The organism is Micromonospora sp. NPDC049903 (assembly GCF_044460945.1).
In the GTDB taxonomy this organism is placed as follows: Bacteria; Actinomycetota; Actinomycetes; order Mycobacteriales; family Micromonosporaceae; genus Micromonospora.
In genome coordinates this window covers 1-20,327 of the sequence record NZ_JBITKL010000049.1, presented here as the reverse complement: position 1 = coordinate 20,327, position 20,327 = coordinate 1, and the positions used below count along the sequence as shown (strand labels likewise).

Annotated in this window: 15 protein-coding genes; 7 read left to right on the top strand and 8 right to left on the bottom strand. The window is 72.2% G+C overall.

What is annotated here, in order from left to right:
* Positions 1-223: 223 nt before the first annotated feature.
* Positions 224-991, bottom strand: a complete 768-nt coding sequence (locus tag ACIBO1_RS31865) for a TetR/AcrR family transcriptional regulator (protein WP_396752966.1) — start codon at positions 989-991, stop codon at positions 224-226.
* 82 nt (positions 992-1,073) lie between these two features.
* Between ACIBO1_RS31865 and ACIBO1_RS31860 the strand changes: the two genes are divergently transcribed.
* On the top strand, positions 1,074-1,472 hold the full coding sequence (locus ACIBO1_RS31860) for a VOC family protein (RefSeq protein ID WP_396752964.1): 399 nt from the start codon (positions 1,074-1,076) through the stop codon (positions 1,470-1,472).
* Between the two features lie 162 nt (positions 1,473-1,634).
* On the top strand, positions 1,635-2,852 hold the full coding sequence (locus ACIBO1_RS31855; protein WP_396752962.1) for an NADP-dependent isocitrate dehydrogenase: 1,218 nt from the start codon (positions 1,635-1,637) through the stop codon (positions 2,850-2,852).
* A 381-nt stretch (positions 2,853-3,233) separates the two neighbouring features.
* Here ACIBO1_RS31855 and galT read toward each other — a convergent pair whose 3' ends face one another.
* The 4 genes from galT to ACIBO1_RS31835 form a co-directional block, all read right to left on the bottom strand.
* On the bottom strand, positions 3,234-4,310 hold the full coding sequence (gene galT, locus ACIBO1_RS31850) for a galactose-1-phosphate uridylyltransferase (RefSeq protein WP_396752960.1): 1,077 nt from the start codon (positions 4,308-4,310) through the stop codon (positions 3,234-3,236).
* Positions 4,307-5,095, bottom strand: a complete 789-nt coding sequence (locus tag ACIBO1_RS31845) for a DeoR/GlpR family DNA-binding transcription regulator (RefSeq protein WP_396752958.1) — start codon at positions 5,093-5,095, stop codon at positions 4,307-4,309. The genes galT and ACIBO1_RS31845 overlap by 4 nt, the downstream gene beginning before the upstream one ends.
* Before the next feature lie 92 nt (positions 5,096-5,187).
* Positions 5,188-6,717: an adenylyl-sulfate kinase gene (gene cysC / locus ACIBO1_RS31840; RefSeq protein WP_396752956.1), complete on the bottom strand. Its 1,530-nt coding sequence runs from the start codon at positions 6,715-6,717 to the stop codon at positions 5,188-5,190.
* A gap of 108 nt (positions 6,718-6,825) precedes the next feature.
* Positions 6,826-8,382: a glycosyltransferase family 2 protein gene (locus ACIBO1_RS31835; protein WP_396752954.1), complete on the bottom strand. Its 1,557-nt coding sequence runs from the start codon at positions 8,380-8,382 to the stop codon at positions 6,826-6,828.
* A gap of 275 nt (positions 8,383-8,657) precedes the next feature.
* Between ACIBO1_RS31835 and ACIBO1_RS31830 the strand changes: the two genes are divergently transcribed.
* From ACIBO1_RS31830 to ACIBO1_RS31815, 4 genes are read left to right on the top strand one after another with little or no spacing between them, the layout of a single operon-like run.
* The gene (locus ACIBO1_RS31830; protein ID WP_396752952.1) at positions 8,658-9,572 is read left to right on the top strand and encodes an ABC transporter ATP-binding protein; all 915 of its coding nucleotides are present in this window, start codon (positions 8,658-8,660) and stop codon (positions 9,570-9,572) included.
* A complete protein-coding gene (locus tag ACIBO1_RS31825; RefSeq protein ID WP_396752950.1) occupies positions 9,565-10,446 on the top strand; it encodes an ABC transporter permease in 882 nt (293 codons plus the stop codon). Before ACIBO1_RS31830 ends, ACIBO1_RS31825 begins: the two co-directional genes overlap by 8 nt.
* The gene (locus tag ACIBO1_RS31820; RefSeq protein ID WP_396752948.1) at positions 10,443-11,396 is read left to right on the top strand and encodes an ABC transporter ATP-binding protein; all 954 of its coding nucleotides are present in this window, start codon (positions 10,443-10,445) and stop codon (positions 11,394-11,396) included. The genes ACIBO1_RS31825 and ACIBO1_RS31820 overlap by 4 nt, the downstream gene beginning before the upstream one ends.
* Positions 11,396-12,106 carry an ABC transporter permease subunit gene (locus tag ACIBO1_RS31815; protein ID WP_396752946.1) on the top strand — a complete coding sequence of 237 codons (711 nt, stop codon included), beginning with the start codon at positions 11,396-11,398 and terminating at the stop codon, positions 12,104-12,106. The genes ACIBO1_RS31820 and ACIBO1_RS31815 overlap by 1 nt, the downstream gene beginning before the upstream one ends.
* 184 nt (positions 12,107-12,290) lie before the next feature.
* Here ACIBO1_RS31815 and valS read toward each other — a convergent pair whose 3' ends face one another.
* From valS to ACIBO1_RS31800, 3 genes are all read right to left on the bottom strand, one after another.
* On the bottom strand, positions 12,291-14,855 hold the full coding sequence (gene valS / locus ACIBO1_RS31810) for a valine--tRNA ligase (protein ID WP_396752944.1): 2,565 nt from the start codon (positions 14,853-14,855) through the stop codon (positions 12,291-12,293).
* Between the two features lie 45 nt (positions 14,856-14,900).
* Positions 14,901-16,787: an ABC transporter ATP-binding protein gene (locus ACIBO1_RS31805; RefSeq protein WP_396752968.1), complete on the bottom strand. Its 1,887-nt coding sequence runs from the start codon at positions 16,785-16,787 to the stop codon at positions 14,901-14,903.
* A gap of 101 nt (positions 16,788-16,888) precedes the next feature.
* Positions 16,889-18,808, bottom strand: a complete 1,920-nt coding sequence (locus tag ACIBO1_RS31800; protein WP_396752942.1) for an ABC transporter ATP-binding protein — start codon at positions 18,806-18,808, stop codon at positions 16,889-16,891.
* A 159-nt stretch (positions 18,809-18,967) separates the two neighbouring features.
* On the opposite strand from ACIBO1_RS31800, the gene ACIBO1_RS31795 reads away from it, so the two are divergent.
* Complete coding sequence (locus tag ACIBO1_RS31795) at positions 18,968-20,161, top strand: MFS transporter (protein ID WP_396752940.1); 1,194 nt, start codon at positions 18,968-18,970, stop codon at positions 20,159-20,161.
* The last annotated feature ends 166 nt before the right edge of the window (positions 20,162-20,327 follow it).

The following is a 20,327-nucleotide window of genomic DNA, read 5'->3' as shown; positions in this document are numbered from 1 at the left end:
GGTCAACGGCGTGGCCTGCGGCGGCGGTACCCCGCCGCCCACCACGACGCCGCCCCCCCCCCCCCCCCCCCCCCCCCCCCCCCCCCCCCCAACCCCCCCCCCCCCCCCCCCCCCCCCCCCCCCCCCCCCCCCCGGGGGGGCCCCCGCTGCGCTGTCCCCACCCCCAGGTTGATCAAGAAGTTTGCGTCTCCGAATCGCTCTTCGGGAGACGCAAACTTCTTGATCAACTTGACTGGTCGATGAGGGTGGTCAGGGCGTCCAGGATGCGGGTCAGGCCGAAGGCGTAGGCGTGGTCGGGATGGTAGGCGGCGTGCTGGGCGGTGCCGGCGGCGGCGCCGACGCGTACGGCGGTGGGGTATTGCTGCTCGTCGAGGACCTGGGCCAGTAGGGGGGCGTTCGCCGTCCACCACTGCTCGTCGGTCCAGGCGGTCTGCGCTCGGGCGGAGCGCGCCTCGGCCGCCGAGCGGGCCGCGGCCCGGACGAAGTCGAGGACGAAGGTCAACGCGGCGTCCCGGGTCACGTCGTCCAGGCCGGTGTCGTCGAAGGCGCGCAGCTCGTGCTCGTACTTGGCCATCAGGCCCGGCCCCAGCGGCGGGCGACCGGTGGCGACCTCGGCGGCCCAGGGGTGGGCGGTGAAGAGGTCCCGGTTGTCCTGCGCGAGCGCCGCCACCCGCGCCCGCCACGGCTGGTCGGAGAGGTCCGGCCGGGGCATGCCCGCGTAGATCGCGTCCAGCATCAGGTCGAGCAGCTCGGCCTTGCCCGGCACGTACGTGTAGAGGGTCATCGGCGCCACGCCGACGGCCTGGGCGAGCGCCCGCATCGTCACCGCGTCCAGCCCTTCGGCGTCGGCCAGCGCGATGGCGGCCATCACGATCTCGTCCAACGAGCGGCCCTGGCGGGGGCCGCGGCGCGGGGGGTCGGCGTCGGGCTGCCGCCAGAGCAGGCGCAGGGTGTGGGCGGGATCGCCGCCTCCGGTGTGATGGTCGGGCACCCTCCGATCTTTGCAGGCCAAATCTCTGTACGCAGTACGATGTACAATGTACGGAGTAAGTTTCCGCAAGGTGGGAGAGCGCATGCAGATCACCGGTTCGGCCATCTCGCTCAACGTCGAGGACGTGACGACGTCGGCCGAGTTCGTCAAGCAGCACTTCGGGTTCCGGGAGGAGATGTCGGCCGACGGGTTCGTCTCGCTGGCCCGGGACGGGGTCGGCTTCAACCTGATCTTCCTGCGTACGGGCCTGGCCAGCCTCCAGCCCCCGAGCCTGAAGGATCAGCGGGCCGAGGGCCTGCTCGTCGTGTTCGTGGTGGACGACATCGACACCGAGTACACCCGCCTCCAGGCCGCCGGTGTGCCGATCGTCACCGAGCTGCAGACCGAGCCCTGGGGAGAGCGGTTCTTCCAGGTCACCGACCCCAACGGGGTGATCCTGCAGGTGGTCCAGTGGCTGCACGGCACCGAGCAGGCCGACTGATCCACCGCGCATGCGCCGGGCCTGGCGGGGTAACTCCCGCCGGGCCCGTGGCCGTCTCCGGCCGCCGGACGGGCCGACCGGTGGGCGCGGCGTTCCTCGTCCCAGTCGATCCAGTACGCTCGTACTGCTTGAGCATGTGTCCCCCGAGAGGAGCGCCGGCCGATGGCGAAGATCAAGGTAAACAACCCGGTCGTAGAGCTCGACGGCGACGAGATGACCCGGATCATCTGGAAGCAGATCCGCGAGCAGCTGATCCTGCCCTACCTCGACGTCGACCTGCACTACTACGACCTGTCGATCCAGCACCGTGACGCCACCGACGACCAGGTGACCGTCGACGCCGCGAACGCCATCAAGGAGCACGGCGTCGGCGTCAAGTGCGCCACGATCACCCCGGACGAGGCCCGGGTGGAGGAGTTCGGGCTGAAGAAGATGTGGCGGTCGCCGAACGGCACCATCCGCAACATCCTCGGCGGCGTCGTCTTCCGCGAGCCGATCATCATGTCGAACGTGCCCCGCCTGGTCCCGGGCTGGACCAAGCCGATCATCATCGGCCGGCACGCCCACGGCGACCAGTACCGCGCCACCGACTTCGTGGTCCCCGGCCCGGGCACGGTCACCATCACCTACACCCCGGCCGACGGGTCGGACCCGGTGGAGATGGAGATCGCCAACTTCCCGGGCGGCGGCATCGCCATGGGCATGTACAACTACGACGACTCGATCCGGGACTTCGCGCGGGCCTCGTTCCGCTACGGCCTGGACCGCGGCTACCCGGTCTACATGTCCACCAAGAACACCATCCTCAAGGCGTACGACGGCCGGTTCAAGGACATCTTCGCCGAGGTGTTCGAGAGCGAGTTCAAGGCCGAGTTCGACGCCGCCGGCCTCACCTACGAGCACCGGCTCATCGACGACATGGTCGCCGCCGCGCTCAAGTGGGAGGGCGGCTACGTCTGGGCGTGCAAGAACTACGACGGTGACGTGCAGTCGGACACCGTCGCGCAGGGCTTCGGCTCGCTCGGTCTGATGACCTCCGTGCTGCTCTCGCCCGACGGTCGCACCGTCGAGGCCGAGGCCGCGCACGGCACCGTCACCCGGCACTACCGGCAGTGGCAGAAGGGCGAGAAGACCTCCACCAACCCGATCGCCTCGATCTACGCCTGGACCCGGGGCCTGGCCCACCGGGGCAAGCTGGACGGCACCCCGGCGGTCACCGAGTTCGCCAACACCCTGGAGCAGGTCATCGTCTCCACCGTCGAGAGCGGGCAGATGACCAAGGACCTGGCGCTGCTCATCTCGCGGGACGCCCCGTGGCAGACCACCGACGAGTTCATGAACACGCTCGACGAGAACCTGGCGCGCCGCCTGGCCGCCTGAGTCCCCGTCCGCATCCCGCGAGCCCGCCGGCCGACCAGCCGGCGGGCTCGCGGTCTGCTGCGGCGGGCTCGTGCTCCTCGGCGGGTTCGCGGTCTCCTGCCGGCTCGTGGTGCTCTGCTGGCTCGTGGTGCTCTGCGGGCTCGTGGTCCTCTCCGGCGCGTCGCGGGGGACACGCCGTCCCGCGTCACCCGATCCGGCGCGCCTCGTTGACCAGGGTGGACGAGATGCCAGTCCCGTCCTGGAAGGTTGACCGTCGCCGCCGCGCGGCACGCGTGCCCAGCAGCCAGCCTTCCTCGGCTGTCACCACAGCCAGCCGTCCCTTCCCCGCGGGGGGCCCTGTCCCGGGCCCCCCGCGCCCTGCTTCTGAGGCCCCGCGCCGGGTCAGACGGCGCGGAGCCGGGCGGCGGCCTGCTCCGGGGCGATGTCGTTGCTGAACACGCCCATCGCGGACTCCGTGCCGGCCAGGTACTTCAGCTTGTCCGCAGCCCGCCTCACGCTGAACAGTTGCAGATGCAGGTGGCCCAGTTCCCGGTCGACGCGTACCGGTGCCTGGTGCCAGGCGGCGATGTACGGCATCGGCGCGTCGAACAGGCCGTCGAAGCGGCGCAGCAGGTCCAGGTAAAGCGGGCCGAAGGCGTCCCGCTCGGCCTCGCTCAACGCCGGGATGTCGGGCACCGGCCGGTGCGGGGCGAGGTGCACCTCGAACGGCCAGCGGGCGGCGGCCGGGACGTACGCGGTCCAGTGCTCGTTGCCGGCCACCACCCGCTCGCCGGCCGCACGTTCGGCGGCGAGCACGTCGGCGTAGAGGTTCCGACCGCCGGTGCGTTCCGCGTGCCGGCGTGCCGCGCCCAGCAGCGACCGGGTACGTGGCGTGACGAACGGGAACGCATAGATCTGCCCGTGCGGGTGGTGCAGGGTCACCCCGATCTCCACCCCCCGGTTCTCGAAGCAGAACACCTGCTCCACGCCGGGCAACTCGCCCAACGCGGCGGTCCGGTCGGCCAACGCGTCGAGCACGGTGCGGACCCGACGCGGCGGCAGACCGGCGAAGGAGCCGTCATGGTCGTCGGTGAAGCAGACCACCTCGCAACGCCCCTGCCCCGGCCGGACCGCCGTGAACGGCGTCATCTCGGTGGGCTCGTCGACCACGTTGCCGCTCAGTGCCGGAAAGCGGTTCTCGAAGACCGCCACGTCGTAGTCGGGCGCCGGGATCTCGCTGAACCACTCGTCGGTGGAGGGGCAGAGCGGGCACTGGGCGGCCGACGGAAGGAAGATCCGCGTCTGCCGGTGGACCGCCAGCGCCACCCACTCGTCGGTGAGCGGGTCGTAGCGGAGTTGGGAGGCGGGTGGGGGAGGGGGCAGGTCGCGCCGGTCCGGCTGGTCCCGGACGGCGTCGTCCCGCTCGTCGAAGTAGATCAGTTCGCGGCCGTCGGCCAGCCTGATCGCGGTACGCCTCATCGCAGCCCTCCGGAACCGGTCGCCGACACCACGAGCAGCTCACCGACCCGGTCGGCGAGCAGCCGACGAGCCTCCGGAGCCAGCTGGTCGTCGGTGACCAGCACGTGCGCGTCCGACAGCGGGGCGATGGCCGAGAGGCCGACGGTGCCCCACTTGGTGTGGTCGGCGAGCACCACGAGACGGTCGGCGGCGGCCACCAGGGCCCGGTTGGTCTCCGCCTCCAGCAGGTTCGGCGTGGTGAAGCCGGCCCGGTCGGTGACCCCGTGGACGCCGAGGAAGAGCAGGTCCAGGTGCAGGGACCGGACAGCCGCCACGGCCAGCGGCCCGACCAGCGCGTCCGACGGCGTCCGCACGCCGCCGGTGAGCACCACCGTCTGGTCGTCCCGGCCCTGGTCGTGCAGGATGTCGGCGACCGGCAGCGAGTTGGTCACCACGGTCAGGGACGGCACGTCGACCAGCCGTCGGGCCAGCTCGGCGGTGGTGGTGCCGGCGGAGAGCGCGATCGCCGCGCCGGGATGCACCAGCCGTGCCGCACGGGTGGCGATGGCGGCCTTCTCGGCCTGCTGGCGCACCGACTTGGCCTGGAAGCCGGGCTCGTCGGTGGAGCCGGCGACGGTGGCGCCGCCGTGTACCTTGGCCAGCAGGCCGCGCTCGTGCAGCAGGTCCAGGTCGCGTCGGATGGTCATGTCGGAGACACCGAACTCGATGGCCAGCTCACCGACGCGGACCCCGCCGGTCGCCCGGACCCGGTCCAGGATCGCCGCCTGGCGTTGTTGGGCGAGCATCGGCACCCTCCGCGCCCACGTCAACGAACATCTTCGAACATGGGCAAACATAGCGCGGGTCGGCAACCTCCCGGAAGGGATGATCCCCCGGGTCAGAGCGCCGGTCGGGGCGGCTCGACCCAGCCGGTCTCGGTGAGCTGGTGCAGGACCGCGTGCACCGCCTCGTCCACCGCGACATCCGTGGTGTCGAGGACCAGGTCGGCGTCGGTCGGCTCCTCGTACGGGTCGTCGATGCCGGTCATGCCGGTGAGCAGACCGGCCCGCGCCCGCGCGTACAGGCCCTTGCGGTCGCGTTGCTCGCACACCTGCAACGGCGTGGCCACGTGCACCAGGACGAAACCGGCGCCCGCCGCCACGGCCATCTCCCGGGCGATCGCCCGGGCCTGGGCGTAGGGGGCGATCGGGCAGCAGATGGCGATGCCCCGGTGCCGGGCGATCTCGGCGGCCACCCAGCCGATCCGGCGTACGTTCGTGTCCCGGTCGGCCCTGCTGAAGCCCAGTCCGGCGGTCAGCTCGCGGCGCACCACGTCGCCGTCGAGCAGCGTCACCGTACGCTCGCCCTGCTCGCGCAGCGAGTCGGCGAGCCCCCGGGCGACCGTCGACTTGCCCGAGCCGGAGAGCCCGGTGAGGAAGACCACGAGCCCCCGGTGCCGCCGGGGTGGCCGCGCCCGAGTCAACTCCTTCGCCACCGCAGGCGGGGTGTGCCACTCCGGCAGTGGGAAGCCCCGGTCCAGCAGGTCGTCGACCTCGGCCTGGGTCAGCGCCAACCGCCGGTTGCGCGGCGGAATGTCCTCGCGCCAGCGCCACTGGCCGTCCCGGTTGTCGTACGCGAGTTCGCGGGGCACCAGCACCCGCAGCCCGGCGCCGGAGAGCATCTCACCGGTGGAGAGCAGGTGGGTGACGCCGTACGCGGCGGACACCCGGGCCCGCAGCAGGGCGTCGCTGATCTCGTCCCGCCGCCGGGAGAACGGCACCGCGACCAGGGTGGCCGGCGGCATCCGATCGCGGGCGGCGAAGACGCCGCGCACCAGCGCCTCCGGCGACAGGCCCCCGGTGCCGTCCTCGCCCACCGGAATCATGATCAGAAGGTGGGCGCTGAGCGTGCGGACGGCGTGCGCGATCTGGGCGAGTTGCGGCCGGTGCAGCGGCCGGTCGGCGACCACGCCGAGCACCCGGCCGGGCGGCAGCATGGCCCGGATCTCCTCGGGCGGGCGACGCAGCCGTTGGAACGGGCCGTGTCCGCCGTCGCCGAGCCGGCGGACAGCGCCGCCGACCCCGGCCACACCGTCACGGACCTGCCAGGCGTCGGCCACCTCCAGCGCCGCCACCGGCGCTCCCTCGCCGTCGGTGAGCACCAGCGTGCGGCGGTCCGGGTCGTGCAGGTCGAGCCCCTGGGCCAGCGTCGTGGGCACCTGGAGGGTCACCGCGACCGGCCACGGCGCGCCGTCGACGAGCCGGCCACGGCGGCTGACGGAGACCAGGTCGGCCCGGGTCATGAAGCCGGTCAGCGGTGCGTACGCACCGGTGAGCAACAGCTCCAGATCCGCGAGCTCGCCGGGACGCGGCGTGTACGTCGGTGCGTCCCGCAGCACCTCGTCGGGCAGCACCCACCCGTTGCTCATCAGACCCCCAACTCCGGCGACCGGCACACAGTTTCGCAGCCGGTCGCCGATCGGTCGAGAGCGCCACTCCTCCCACGGCGCCCGCCGGGCCCGGTGAGCGATCCAGGGTCAGGTGGTGCCGACCGCGCCGCGTCCGGTCGCGCCGGGGCGGCGGCCGAACGCCCGCTGCAACCGCCGCAACAGGCCGACCTTCTCCGGTTGGCGGGGGGGAGCCGGACTCGGGCGCTTGTCCACCACCACCGGGCCGTCGGCGCCGACGGACACCGCCAGCGGCACCTTCGCCGCCTTGGTCCAGCCGGAACTGGTCACCCGGGCCTTCAGGGTCCACTCACCCGCGTCTGGACCGCTGTCGAGTGTGTCGACGTCGACCGTCGCGGTGCCCTGGAAGACCAGGCGCACGCCACCCGAGGCGGCGACGCGCTTCACCTCGAACCGCACCGGCAGGTGGATCTCCACCTCGTCCCCGACGCGCCGGGCGACGACGTCCAGCCGGCCGTGCCGCAGCTCCTGGGTGCAGTCGAGCAGGTCGGCGGGGATCTCCTCGACCGGTACGACGAGCAGGTCCCGCCCGTCGGCATGGGTGAACGCGATCGGCCCGTCGCCGTCGTTCAGTTGCCCGGTCAGTGTGACGACGAGCGTCGAGCCGGTCAGCTCGTACCCGGTCAGGCGGACGACGGCACGGACGCCCGCCTCCCACTCGGCCAGGCGGTGCAGGTCCTCGGCGCGGCCCTCGGCGGCGAGCCCGGCGACGGTCCGTTGCAGCGCGGGCAGCGCGGCGGCGACCTCCGGCGCGAAGCGTTCCCGGATCGTCCTGCTGACCTCGTCGACGACCTGGTCGGCCCAGTCCCGTGGCGCGTCCCGCAGCCGCTTGCCGCGCAGGCGGGCGACCATCTCGTTGCGCAGCCACCGCCGGTGCAACCTGTCGCGCCGCGGACCCGGTGGCACGTGCGCGTCGACGATGTCGAGCACCGCGCGCAGGCTGTCGAAGTACTCGGCCGGATCCAGCCGGGTGGCGGTCAGGTTGCCACCGTCGGCCCGCTTGGCGTGGTGGTAGCAGGTGTAGCCGGACAGCACGCTGACCCGACGGGCGAGCAGGTACGCCCGGGTCACCAGATGGTGGTCCTCCAGGCGGCGCCGGTCCTCCGGGAACCGCAGGTCGTGCTCCAGCAGGAAGGCCCGACGGAACATCTTGTGGCAGGTCAGGCTGTCGATCAGCGGGGCGTCGTCAAGCGTGGCGTGCGGGCGGTCGACCCGGAACAACTCCCGGGGCACCGACCGGCGGTGGCCGACGATCCTGCCGATCGCGATGTCCGCGTCGTGCCGCACGGCGTACGCGTACAGCCGCTCCAGGGCCTCGTCGGCGAGCCAGTCGTCGTCGTCGACGAACTGGACGTACTCTCCGCGCGCCCGGGCGACCCCGAGGTTGCGCGGACGCGACGGCCAGCCGGTGTTCTCGATGTGCAGCACCTGGATGTGCGGGTGCGCGGCGGCCAGCTCGTCCAGCAGGCCCCCGGTGTCGTCGGTCGAACCGTCGTCGATGAAGATCACCTCGAACTCCGCCGCCGGCATGGACTGCCGCAGCAGGGAGTCGACGAGCGTCTGGATGGTCCCGCCGGCGTTGTACGCCGGCACCACCACACTCACCTTGGGCCCGCCAGCCGTCATCGCCCTCCTGTCCGCCGCTTTCGCCGGTTGTCGCATCGCGTGCTCCAGTGTGTACCAAATGCCGCGATCACGGAGCGTGTGGGGTCGAATCCTCCTCTTCCGGCGCGGCGGAGGCAACCGACACCGGCGCGCCGGTGTCGCGGGGTGTGGGTGTCGCGGGGTGCGGGTCGAAGACGCGGCAGCTCACCCTAGGGGAAACCACCCGGGGAGGATCAGGGGAAACAGGGGCGCTCACCGGGGTCCGGAACATTGCCCGTCTTCTCTAGGCTGTCGACGTGACACTGATCGCAACCGAGTCGTTGACGAAGGTCTACGGCGGCGGGGTCACCGCACTGTCCGAGCTGACGGTAGCGGTGGAGCCAGGAATAGTCGGGCTGGTCGGCGCCAACGGCGCCGGCAAGTCGACGCTGATCAAGCTCCTGCTCGGCCTGCTCGCCCCGACCAGTGGCCAGGTACGCGTACTCGGCCTCGACCCCACCACCGACCCTGCGGCGGTACGCGCCCGGGTCGGCTACATGCCGGAGCACGACTGCCTGCCGCCCGACCTGTCCGGCGCCGAACTGGTCACCCACCTCGGGCGGATCAGCGGCCTGCCCCGCACGGTCGCGCGGGAACGTGCCTCTGAGGCGCTGCGCCACGTCGGGCTGCACGAGGAGCGGCACCGCCCGGTGGGTGGCTACTCCACCGGCATGAAGCAGCGGGTCAAGCTCGCCCAGTCGCTGGTGCACGACCCCGACCTGCTGCTGCTCGACGAGCCCACCAATGGGCTCGACCCGGCCGGCCGGGACGCGATGCTGGCGCTGGTGCACCGGATCGGCACCGAGTTCGGCATCTCCGTGCTGGTCTGCTCGCACCTGCTCGGCGAGGTCGAGCGGATCTGCGACACGCTGGTCGCGATCGACGGCGGACGGCTGCTGCGGGCCGACAACATCGCCGCGATGACCTCGGCCACCGACGTGCTCGCCGTCGAGGTCAGCGAGGGTACCGACGACCTGGCCGCCCGGCTGGCCGCGCTCGACCTGCCGGTGAGCCGGGAGGGGCAACTGCTCCTGGTCCCGCTCGCCGACGACGGCACCTACGACCTGATCCTCGGTGCGGTGGCCGAGCTGGACCTGCCACTGCACCGGCTGGACCAGCGTCGACACCGGGTCGCCGAACTCTTCTCCCGGAGGGAGAGCACCCATGCCTGAGCCGACCGGCGTCATCCACGACATCGGCTACCAGCGGTACACCGGCCCCCGCCTCGGTCGCCGCTACGTCTTCGGGTCGCTCTACCTGCACGGCGTACGCACCGCCTTCGGGCTGGGCCGCAGCGCCAAGGCGAAGATCTTCCCCTGGCTGGTGGTCGGCATCGTGCTCATGGTGGCCGTCGCCGCCACCGCGATCCGCGCCCAGTTCGGCGAGGTCGTGATGACCTACGCGCAGTTCGCCGACAACATGAGCTGGCTGGTCCTGTTCTTCGTCGCGGTGGCCGCCCCCGAGCTGGTCTCCCGGGACCTGCGCAGCGGCGTGCTGCCGCTGTACTTCTCCCGGCCGCTGCCCCGCGCCGACTATCCAATGGCCAAGCTGCTCGCCCTGGTCACCTCGCTCTGGCTGCTGCTCGGTGCGCCGCAGATGTTCATGTTCCTCGGCGCCGCGTTCACGCTGGACGGTCCCGGCGCAGTCTGGGACGAGTTCGTGGACCTGGTCGGCGGGCTGCTCTACGCCGGGCTCTGGGCGGCGGTCTTCGCCTCGATCGGCCTGCTGGTCGCCTCGCTGACCGGCAAGCGGGCCTTCGCCGCCGGCGGCATCGTCGCGGTCTTCCTGATGACCACGCCGATCGTCGGCACCATGTCGATCCTGCCCTCGCAGGCGGCCAACCAGCTCTCCGGTCTCGCCTCGCCGTCCACCCTGGTCCAGGGCGTCGGCGTCTGGACGCTGCGCGACCTGCTGATCACCGACCAGGACGCCTTCGTGCCCGACCTCGGCCCGTTCGGCCCGGTGTACGCCGTGGCCGCCGTCGCGCTCGTGGCCGGCTGCGTCGCCCTGCTGCTGGCCCGCTACCGGAAGGTGGCCGCACGATGACCACGACCTCATCCGCCGCCGCGCCGACGGCCGCCGCCACCAGCAGCCTCGACCTGGCCGGGGTCTCCCGCTGGTACGGCAACGTGGTCGCGGTCAACGACGTCAGCATGTCCCTCGGCCCCGGGGTGACCGGCCTGCTCGGGCCGAACGGGGCCGGCAAGACCACGCTGCTGCACATGATGGCCGGCTTCCTCGCCCCGTCGCGTGGCGCGGTCACCCTGGACGGGCGGCCCACCTGGCGCAACCCCGAGGTCTATCGTCGGCTCGGGCTGGTCAGCGAGCGGGAGGCGGTGCACTCGTTCCTCACCGCGTACGAGTTCGTGCTGGCCACCGCCAAGATGCACAAGCTGCCCGACCCGCAGGAGGCGGCCCGCCGGGCGATCGCCATGGTCGAGATGGAGGGCGCGCAGGACCGCCGGATCGGCACGTACTCCAAGGGCATGCGACAGCGGGCCCGGGTGGCGGCGGCACTGGTGCACGAGCCGCAGGTGCTGCTGCTCGACGAGCCGTTCAACGGCATGGACCCGCGCCAGCGGCTGCACATGATGGAGCTGCTGCACACGCTCGGCGACGCGGGCCGCACCATCCTGTTCAGCTCGCACATCCTGGAGGAGGTCGAGCAGGTCTCCGGCACCGTGCAGGTGATGGTCGCCGGCCGACTCGCCGCCTCCGGCGACTTCCGCACCATCCGTCGTCTGATGACCAACCGGCCGCACGTGTTCGCGATCCGCTCCACCGACGACCGGGCGCTGGCCGTCGCGCTGATGGCCGAACCCTCGGTCAGCGGCGTCGAGCTGGGCCGCAACGGCCTGACCGTACGCGCCGGCGACTACGGCTCGTTCACCCGGGCGCTGCCGAAGGTGGCACTGGCCCGGGGCGTACGCGTCAGCCAGCTCGTGCCCGAGGACGAATCCCTGGAGAGCGTCTTCTCCTACCTGGTGGAGGCCTGATGTCCACTGTCTCCTGGATCACCGCGCGCGGGCTGTTCGGTCGCCGCCGGTTCCTGTTGCTGCTGCCACTGCCCGTCCTGCTGGTGGTGCTGGCCGTACTCTCCCGTGGCCTGGGGGTGGCGCCCACCGACTGGGGGCCGCCGGTGCTGGTCGGCCTCGGCCTGGCCGTGGTGCTGCCGGTGATCGCGCTGATCGTCGGCACCGGCGTGCTCGGCGCCGAGATCGACGACGGCACGGTCGTGCACGTGCTCACCACGCCACTGCCGCGCTGGCAGATCGTGCTGCCGAAGCTTGCGGTGGCGGCCGGGGCCACCGCCGTCACCGTGGCGGTGCCGCTGTTCGCCGCCGGCCTGCTGGCCGACTCGGCCCGCCTCGGTCTGGCGCTCGCCGTCGCCGCGGCGATCGGAGCGCTGGCCTACTCGGCGCTGTTCGTGGCGAGCAGCCTGCTCACCCGGCGGCCGGTGCTGCTCGGCCTGGTCTACGTGCTGATCTGGGAGGGCCTGCTCAGCAACGTGGTCACCGGCACGCGGGTGCTCTCCATCCAGCACTACGTGATCGCCATCGCCGACAAGCTGGCCCCGACCGCGCTGCTCAACACCACGGTCTCCGTGCCGGTGGCGGCGGTGATGACGGTGCTGGTCAGCATCGGCTTCACGCTGCTCGCCATCGACCGCCTGCGCTCCTTCTCGGTAGCCGGCGAAACCAGCTGACGGGTGTAAGGAAGGGCCCCTTGTTAACGCCTCCGGTATAGGAGGGGCCCCCTGTTAACAGTCCCGGCGGACCCGTGCCGGCCGGTTGTTAACAGGGGGCCCTTTCTATGCACCAGGCGTTAACAGGGGGCCCTTCCTTGCACCGCAGCCCTTCCTTACACCGCAGCTCAGCCTTAACTCCAACTCAGAAGGCGCAGGCGATGACGAGTTCGGTGGTGCGGTCCGGTAGCAGGTCGAGTTTGCCGATCCGGCCCGCCGCCCGTAGGTCGTCGGCGACCTCGGTGAGCTGGTCGAGCAAAGCGGCCGGACCGAGCGCCTCGGCCAGCGGCACCTCCGCCCTCATCGACAGCTTCCGCTCCGACTTGGCCCGCCTGACCTGCCCCAACGCGTCGGACGCCAGCCGCAGCAGCGCCGGATCACCCTCGCCCTGGACGGCCCGGTTCACCTCGTACGTGGTGGGCCACGGTGACCGGTGCACCGACCCGTAGCGCCACCAGGACCACACCTCCTCGGTCGCGTACGGCAGCACCGGCGCGAAGAGCCGGAGCTGCACGGAGAGCGCGGTGGCCAGCGTCGCCCGGGCCGAGTCCGCCCCGGTGCCGGTGCCGTAGGCGCGTTCCTTCACCAACTCGATGTAGTCGTCGCAGAACCGCCAGAAGAACGACTCGGTGGCCTGCAACGCGGCCGTGTGGTCGTACGCCTCGAACGCGGCGGTCGCCGCCGCCACCACGGACGCCAGTTCAGCCAGCACTGCCCGGTCCAGCGGGGTGGTCGCCGGGGCGCGCAGGGCGTCGGCGGCACCGAGCCCGAGCGCGAACCGCGACGCGTTGAGCAGCTTGGTGGCGAGCCGCCGCCCGACCTTGATCTGTGCCGGGTCGAACGCCAGGTCGGTGCCGGGCCGGCCATTGGCCGACCAGTAGCGCACGGCGTCGGAGCCGTGCTGCGCCAGCAACGCCATCGGGGTCACCACGTTCCCCTTGGACTTGGACATCTTCTTGCGGTCCGGGTCGAGGATCCAGCCGGACAACTCGGCGGTGTGCCAGGGCAGCGCGCCGTGCTCCAGGTGCGCCCGCACCACGGTGGCGAACAGCCAGGTCCGGATGATCTCCTGGCCCTGCGGGCGCAGGTCCATCGGGAAGACCTTCCGGAACAGCTCCGGGTCACGTTCCCAGCCGCCGGCGATCTGCGGGGTCAGCGACGAGGTGGCCCAGGTGTCCAGCACGTCCGGGTCGCCGACGAAACCGCCCGGCACGCCGCGCTGTGACTCGTCGTACCCCGGCGGGGCGTCCTCGGACGGGTCGATCGGCAGCGCGGAGTCCTCCGGCGTGAGAGGGTGGGACCAGTCCGGCTCGCCAACGTCGTCGAGCCGGTACCACACCGGCACCGGCACGCCGAAGAATCGCTGCCGGCTGACCAGCCAGTCGCCGGTCAGGCCGCTCACCCAGTGCTCGTAGCGGTGCCGCATGTGCTCCGGCACCCAGCGCAGCTCGCGCCCCCGGGCAAGCAGCGCCTCGCGCAGGTCGGCGTCGCGGCCACCGTTGCGCAGATACCACTGCCGGGTCGAGACGATCTCCAGCGGCCGGTCGCCCCGCTCGTAGAACTTCACCGGATGCGTGATCGGTCGCACGTCGCCGACCAGGTCACCCGCGTCGGCGAGCAACTCCACCAGACGCCGCCGGGCCCCGTTGACGGTCTGCCCGGCCAGCTCCGCGTACGGGCCGCCGGGCACCCCGGACGGTGGTTCCGGCAGCAACCGCCCGTCGCGGCCGATCACCACCCGGGTCTCCAGGTCCAGTTCCCGCCACCAGGTCACGTCGGTGAGGTCACCGAACGTGCAGACCATCGCGATGCCGGTGCCCTTGGCCGGGTCCGCCAGCGTGTGTGCGCGCACCGGCACCTCGACCCCGAAGACGGGCGTACGCACCACCGTGCCGACCAGGTCGGCGTACCGCTCGTCATCGGGGTGGCAGACCAGCGCGACGCAGGCCGGCAGCAGCTCCGGCCGGGTGGTGTCGATCAGCACCTCGCGCCCGTCCGGCCCGTGGAAGCGCAGCCGGTGGTACGCCCCGGGGCGCTCCCGGTCCTCCAGCTCGGCCTGGGCCACGGCGGTGGCGAAACCGACGTCCCACAGCGTCGGCGCCTCCGCCTGGTACGCCTCGCCCCGAGCCAGGTTGCGCAGGAAGGCCCGCTGTGAGGTGGCCCGGGCCGCCGACCCGATCGTGGTGTACATCAGCGACCAGTCCACCGAGAGCCCCAGCCGCCGCCACAACGCCTCGAACACCTGCTCGTCCGAGACGGTCAGCCGTTCGCACAGCTCGATGAAGTTGCGCCGGGAGATCGGGGTCGGGTCCTTGCGGGCGGCGTCGTCCACCGGCGCCTGCGGTGCCTGCCACTGCGGGTCGTACGGCAGGCTCGGGTCGCAGCGCACGCCGTAGACGTTCTGCACCCGCCGCTCGGTGGGCAGGCCGTTGTCGTCCCACCCGATCGGATAGAAGACCGTCCGGCCCCGCATCCGCTGGAAGCGGGCGACCAGGTCGGTGTGCGTGTACGAGAAGACGTGCCCCATGTGCAGCTCGCCGGATACGGTCGGCGGCGGGGTGTCGATCGCGTATACGTCCGACCGCTCCTTCGTGCGGTCGAACGCGTACGTGCCGTCCTCCTGCCAGCGGCGCGACCAGGTCTCCTCGAGCCCGTCCAGGGTCGGACGCTCGGGGACGCCGGTGCGGGCCGTCCTCGCCGTATCAGTCATCCGTCGATGGTAGGCGGGGGACCAGGTGGGCGGTCACCGGAATATCTACAGCAGCGACTCGCGCCACTGGCGGTGCAGCGCGGCGTACCGGCCACCCTCGGCGACCAGCCGGGCCGGGTGACCGTCCTCGACGATCCGCCCGCCGTCGAGGACCAGGACCCGGTCGGCGGTCTCCACCGTGGAGAGCCGGTGCGCGATCACCACCGCCGTACGGTCGCGCAGGATGGTGCCGAGCGCCCGCTGCACCAGACGCTCGGTGGGGACGTCCAGCGACGAGGTGGCCTCGTCCAGGATCAGCACCGCCGGATCGGCCAGGAAGGCCCGCGCGAACGCGACGAGCTGCCGCTGCCCGGCGGAGAGCCGGCCGCCGCGCCGGTGCACCTCGGTGGCGTACCCGTCGGGAAGCGCGGCGATGAAGTCGTGCGCGCCGATCGCCCGCGCGGCGGCCTCGACGGCGGCGTCGTCGGCGTCCGGCCGACCGAACCGGATGTTCTCCGCCACCGTGCCACCGAACAGGTGGGTCTCCTGGGTGACCAGCACCATCGTGCGCCGCAGCTCGGTGTCGGCCACCTGGCGCAGGTCCACGCCGTCGAGGCTGACCGTGCCGCCGGTCGGATCGTGGAACCGGGCGAGCAGCTTGGCGACGGTGGACTTGCCGGCACCGGTCGGCCCGATCAGCGCCACCGTCTGCCCGGCGGGAATGCCGAGGTCCAGGCCGGTCAGGATCTCCCGCCCGGTGTGGTAGCCGAACGACACGTCCCGGAACTCCACCGCCCCCCGGGTCGGCCCGCGCGGCAACGGCACCGGCTGCGCGGGCTCGGCGACCTCCGGCCGCTCGTCGAGCACCCCGGCGAGCTTCTCCAGCGCGGCGGTCGCCGACTGCAACGAGTTGTAGAACTGGCTCAGCTCCTGCATCGGCTCGAAGAACCGGCGCAGATAGAGCAGGAAGGCGGCGAGCACACCGACGCCGGTCTCACCGCCCAGCACCCGGGCGCCGCCGTAGCAGAGCACCACCGCCACCGTGACGTTGCCGATCAGCTTGATTCCCGGCGAGTACGTCGCGATCAGGCGGAAGGCATGTCGGCTGCTGTGCTGGTAGTCGTCGTTGACCGAGGCGAAGATCTGCTGGTTGCGCTCCTGCCGGCGGTACGCCTGCACCGCCCGGATACCGCGCATCGACTCCACGAAGTGCACGATGACCAGCGCCATCGCCTCCCGGGTGCGACGGTATGCGGCGGCCGAGGCGCGGGCGAACCAGCGGGACAGCCAGAACAGCAGCGGGAAGGCGAGCAGGGTGACCGCCGCCAACGGCAGGTCCAGCCAGAGCAGGATGCCGGCCACCGACACGATCGTCAGGGCCGCCATCACCAGGCTCTCCACGCCTCCGTCGACCAACTCGGCGATCGAGTCGATGTCGCTGGTCAGGCGCGAGATCATCCGGCCGGAGGTGTACCGCTCGTGGAACGCCACCGGCAGGCGCAGGAAGTGCGCGTACACCCGCTGGCGCAGGTCGAGCAGGGCGGCCTGGCCGATCCGGGCGGAGAGGGCGAGGAAGCCGCGCCGGGCCGCGTACTCGGTGCCGCTCGCGGCGGCGAAGGCGACGGCGACGGCGACCAGCGGGCCGGGCCGACCCTCGCGCAGCGGGTCGATGGCCCGGTCGATGCCGAGCATCACCAGGTACGGCCCGGACATGGCGGCGGCGTTCTGGGTCAGCAGCAGCGCCACCGCGGCGCCCAGCCGGGCGCGGTGCGGGCGCAGCACGTCGGCCAGCAGCGCCCGGCTGCGGGCCCGCAACCGGGCCACCGCCTCCGGACTGGTGTCCTCGGCCAGGCTGCGGTCGGCGTGCGGGTCGGGGGCGATGCCCCGCCAGTGGGCCGGGTCGGAGATCGTCGGTGCGGGGGTCTCCGGGTCGGAGGTCTTCGGGTCGGCGATCGTCGGGCTGGAGGTCTTCGGGTCGGCGATCGTCGGACCGGACAGTGCCGGGTCGGAGGTCGTCGGTGCAGGGGCGGCCGGTTCGGGTCCGGCGGTGCCGGTCACGAGCGCACCAGCGGTGAGCCGTCGGGTGCCGGGTCGGCGGGCGCGCGGGGCAGCGGTGCGACCGGTTCGTCCGGCCCAGCCGAGGAGACCGAAGCGGCCGGTCCAGCCGGAGCGGCCGGTTCGGGGTCGGCCGGTTCGGTCGGCTCGGCGGAGAGCACCGCCCGGTACGCCGGGACCGTCGCCAGCAGTTCGGCATGCGGACCGACCGCGGTGATCCGGCCCTGCTCCAGCAGCGCGACCCGGTCGGCGAGGGCGATGGTGGACGGCCGGTGCACCACCAACAGCGCGGTGGTGTCCCGCAGCACCCGCTTCAACGCGGACTCGACAAGCGCCTCGGTGTGCACGTCGAGCGCGGAGAGCGGATCGTCGAGGACGAGGACGGCGGGCCGGACGAGCACCGCCCGGGCCAGCGCCAGCCGCTGCCGCTGGCCACCGGAGAGGGAGAGCCCCTGCTCGCCGAGCCGGGTCCGCAGACCCCACGGCAGGTCGTACGCGAACTCGGCCTGGGCCAGCGTGAGTGCCGCCCGGACCTCGTCCTCCTCGGCGTCGTCCCGCCCCAGGGTGAGGTTCTCCCAGACCGACATGGAGAAGAGCGTCGGCTCCTCGAAGGCCATCCCGACCAGTCCCCGCAGCGAGGCCAGCCGGAGGTCCCGCAGATCGTGACCGTCCAGGGTGATCCGGCCGCCCGTCACGTCGTGCAGCCGTGGCACCAGCGACAACAGCGTGCTCTTGCCGCTGCCGGTGGCACCGACCACGGCGAGCGTCTCGCCGGGCTCCACGGTCAGGTCGATGCCGCGCAGCACGGCGGCGGTGCTGCCCGGGTAGCGGAAGGTCACCGCCTCGAAGCGCAGCCGCCCGCGCACCGCCGGGCCGGCCAGGGTCACCGCACCGGGCGCGTCGACGATGCTCGGTGCGGTGTCCAGCACCTCTTGGATGCGGTCGGCGGCGGTGGCCGCCTCCTGCCCGTTGGCGATGATCCAACCCAGCGACTGCACCGGCCAGATCAGCATGAGTTGGAGGCTGACGAACGCGACGAGTTGGCCGATGGTGAGCCGCCCGGTGGCGACCGCCGCCGCACCGGCCACCAGCACCACGCCGAGCGTCAGGTTGGGCACCAGGTCGAGCAGCGCGGAGGTACGGGCGAGCAGCCGCCCCTTGCCCACCCCGGTGTCGTGCAACGCCCGGGTGCCGCCCGCGAACCGTGCCGCCAACTGCGGCCCCCGCCCGTACGCCTTCATGGTGCGCAGGCCCTGCGCGGTCTCCTCGACCAGCGTGGCGACGTCGCCCTGCTGGTCCTGCATCCGCCGGGACGCGGTGTGGTAGTGCCGCCCGAAGCGTCGGGCGATCAGGAACAGCGGCACCGCGCTGGCCGCCACCAGCAGTCCCAGGACCGGGTGCAGCCGGATCAGTAGCACCACCACGACCAGGTAGGTGACCACGTTGAGGACGAGGAAGAACAGTCCGAAGGAGAGGAACCGGCGTAGCACGGACAGATCGCTGGTGATCCGGGACAGCAACTGCCCGGACGGCCACCGGTCGTGGAAGCTGGCCGGGAGCCGTTGCAGGTGGGCGTAGACGTCGGCGCGGATGGTCGCCTCCATCGCCACCGAGGACGACGACTGCACCCAGCGTCGGACGAAGATCAGCAGGGCTTCGGCCAGCCCGAGCGCCAGCGCCAGCGCGCCGAGCCTGAGCAACCCCCGGAAATCCTGGGCGGCCACCGGACCGTCGACCACCCGCTGTGCCACCAGCGGCACGGCGATGCCCGCGCCGGTGGCGGCGAGCCCGGCCAGCATCAGCCAGGCGAACTCGGTGGCGTGTGGGCGCAGGTAGCGGCGCAGCCGCCACAGATTGTGCAGCGGATGTCGCCCGACCTCGCCCCGGTCGGTCGGGCCGCTGTCGCTCCCCGCAGCCACTACCCGACGGTAGCGGCAAACGCCGGGTCGTCGGTGTCGGCTTGTTGTCAGCCAACTTGCCCTGTCGGACGGTTGTCCACAGGCGAGGAATCACGGCTGCGGACATCCTGATCCGACTGTCACGATGGAGCGATCGCGTTCATCGAGAACTATCGTGCGTTGTTCAGCTGCCCGACGGTCGCCAGAGCCGTCGCTGCGGCGTTCGTCGCGAGGCTGAGGGACGGCGGGACACCGCTGGCGATGGTCCTGACGGTGGGACACGGCACCGGCTCGTTCGCCCTGGCAGGTCTCGCCACCGGTGCCTTCGGCCTCGCCGCCGCGCTGTCCCGGCCGGTGCACGGCTGGCTGCTCGACCGCCGTGGCCAACGCGTTCTGCTGTTCACGGCGGCGGGCAACAGTCTGGCGCTGCTCGGTCTCGTCGCGGTCGTTCAGGTCAGCGCACCGCCGCCGGTGATCCTCATGGTCTCGGCGATGGTCGGGCTGACGCTGCCCGCGCAGGCAGCGGCGCTGCGGGCACTGCTGCCCGGACTGACCGATCGACGACTGCGGCCGGCGGCCTACGCGGTGGAGGCCAACGCGCAGGAGTTGACCGCGATCGTCGGCCCGCTCGTCGTGTCCGTCCTGGTGGCACTGGTGTCACCAGGTGGGGCGCTCGCCGGGCTGGCGGTGATCGGTGTCGTCGGCACCGGCTGGTACGCGGCCGCACCGGCGGTGGGCCGCTGGCGTGGCGGCACCGGCGTCGGCCTCGGTGACCACGTCGAGCGCGAAGCCCGTCCACGGCCGGCGTCAGCCTCGCGTACGTCGGCGATCTGGACGCTGATGTCCGTGGTGGCGAGCATCAGCGTCGTCCTCGGTGTGCTTCAGGTCGCCGTCCCGGCCTTCGCCGAGGAGCGGGGCGTCGCCCATCTCTCCGGGGTGTCGCTGGCCGCGTTCGCCACCGGCAGCCTGCTCGGCGGTGGAATCTACGGTGCCGGACGATGGCGGCGCAGCAGCGTGCGTCAGTTGCGCCTGCTGCTGCCCGCCATCGCGGTGGGGGTCGGGATGCTCGCTCTGGCCGACGGTGTCGTCATGCTGAGCGCCCTGGCGGTGGTCGCGGGACTTGCCATGGCACCGGCCTTCGCGGTCACCTTCCTGCTCTGCGACGAGGTGGCCCCGCCGGGTCGGGCGGTGCAGTCCTTCACCTGGCTCGGCGCCGCGAACACCGCCGGCTTCGGTGCCGGCGGAGCGCTGGCCGGGGTGCTCGTCGAACGGACCGGAACGAGCGCAACCTTCGTGTTCGCCGCCGCCGTGGTAGTGACCGGGACTGTCGTCCTGTGGACCCTTCCGGCGTCGGTGCCGCCTGCTCGGTCGTGACTCCGGCGGCCTCCGATCAGGCCGGCGCGCGAGGCTGTTCTCCCCGCTGTCCCGTCCCGGTGCCTCCGCTGCCCGTTACCTTTTTGATCGTCCCCAGCCGGGGACTGCTCGGTCGCTCGGTCCGGTATGACTAACTGCCCCTGTCGTACGCATGATCCGGGGGGTG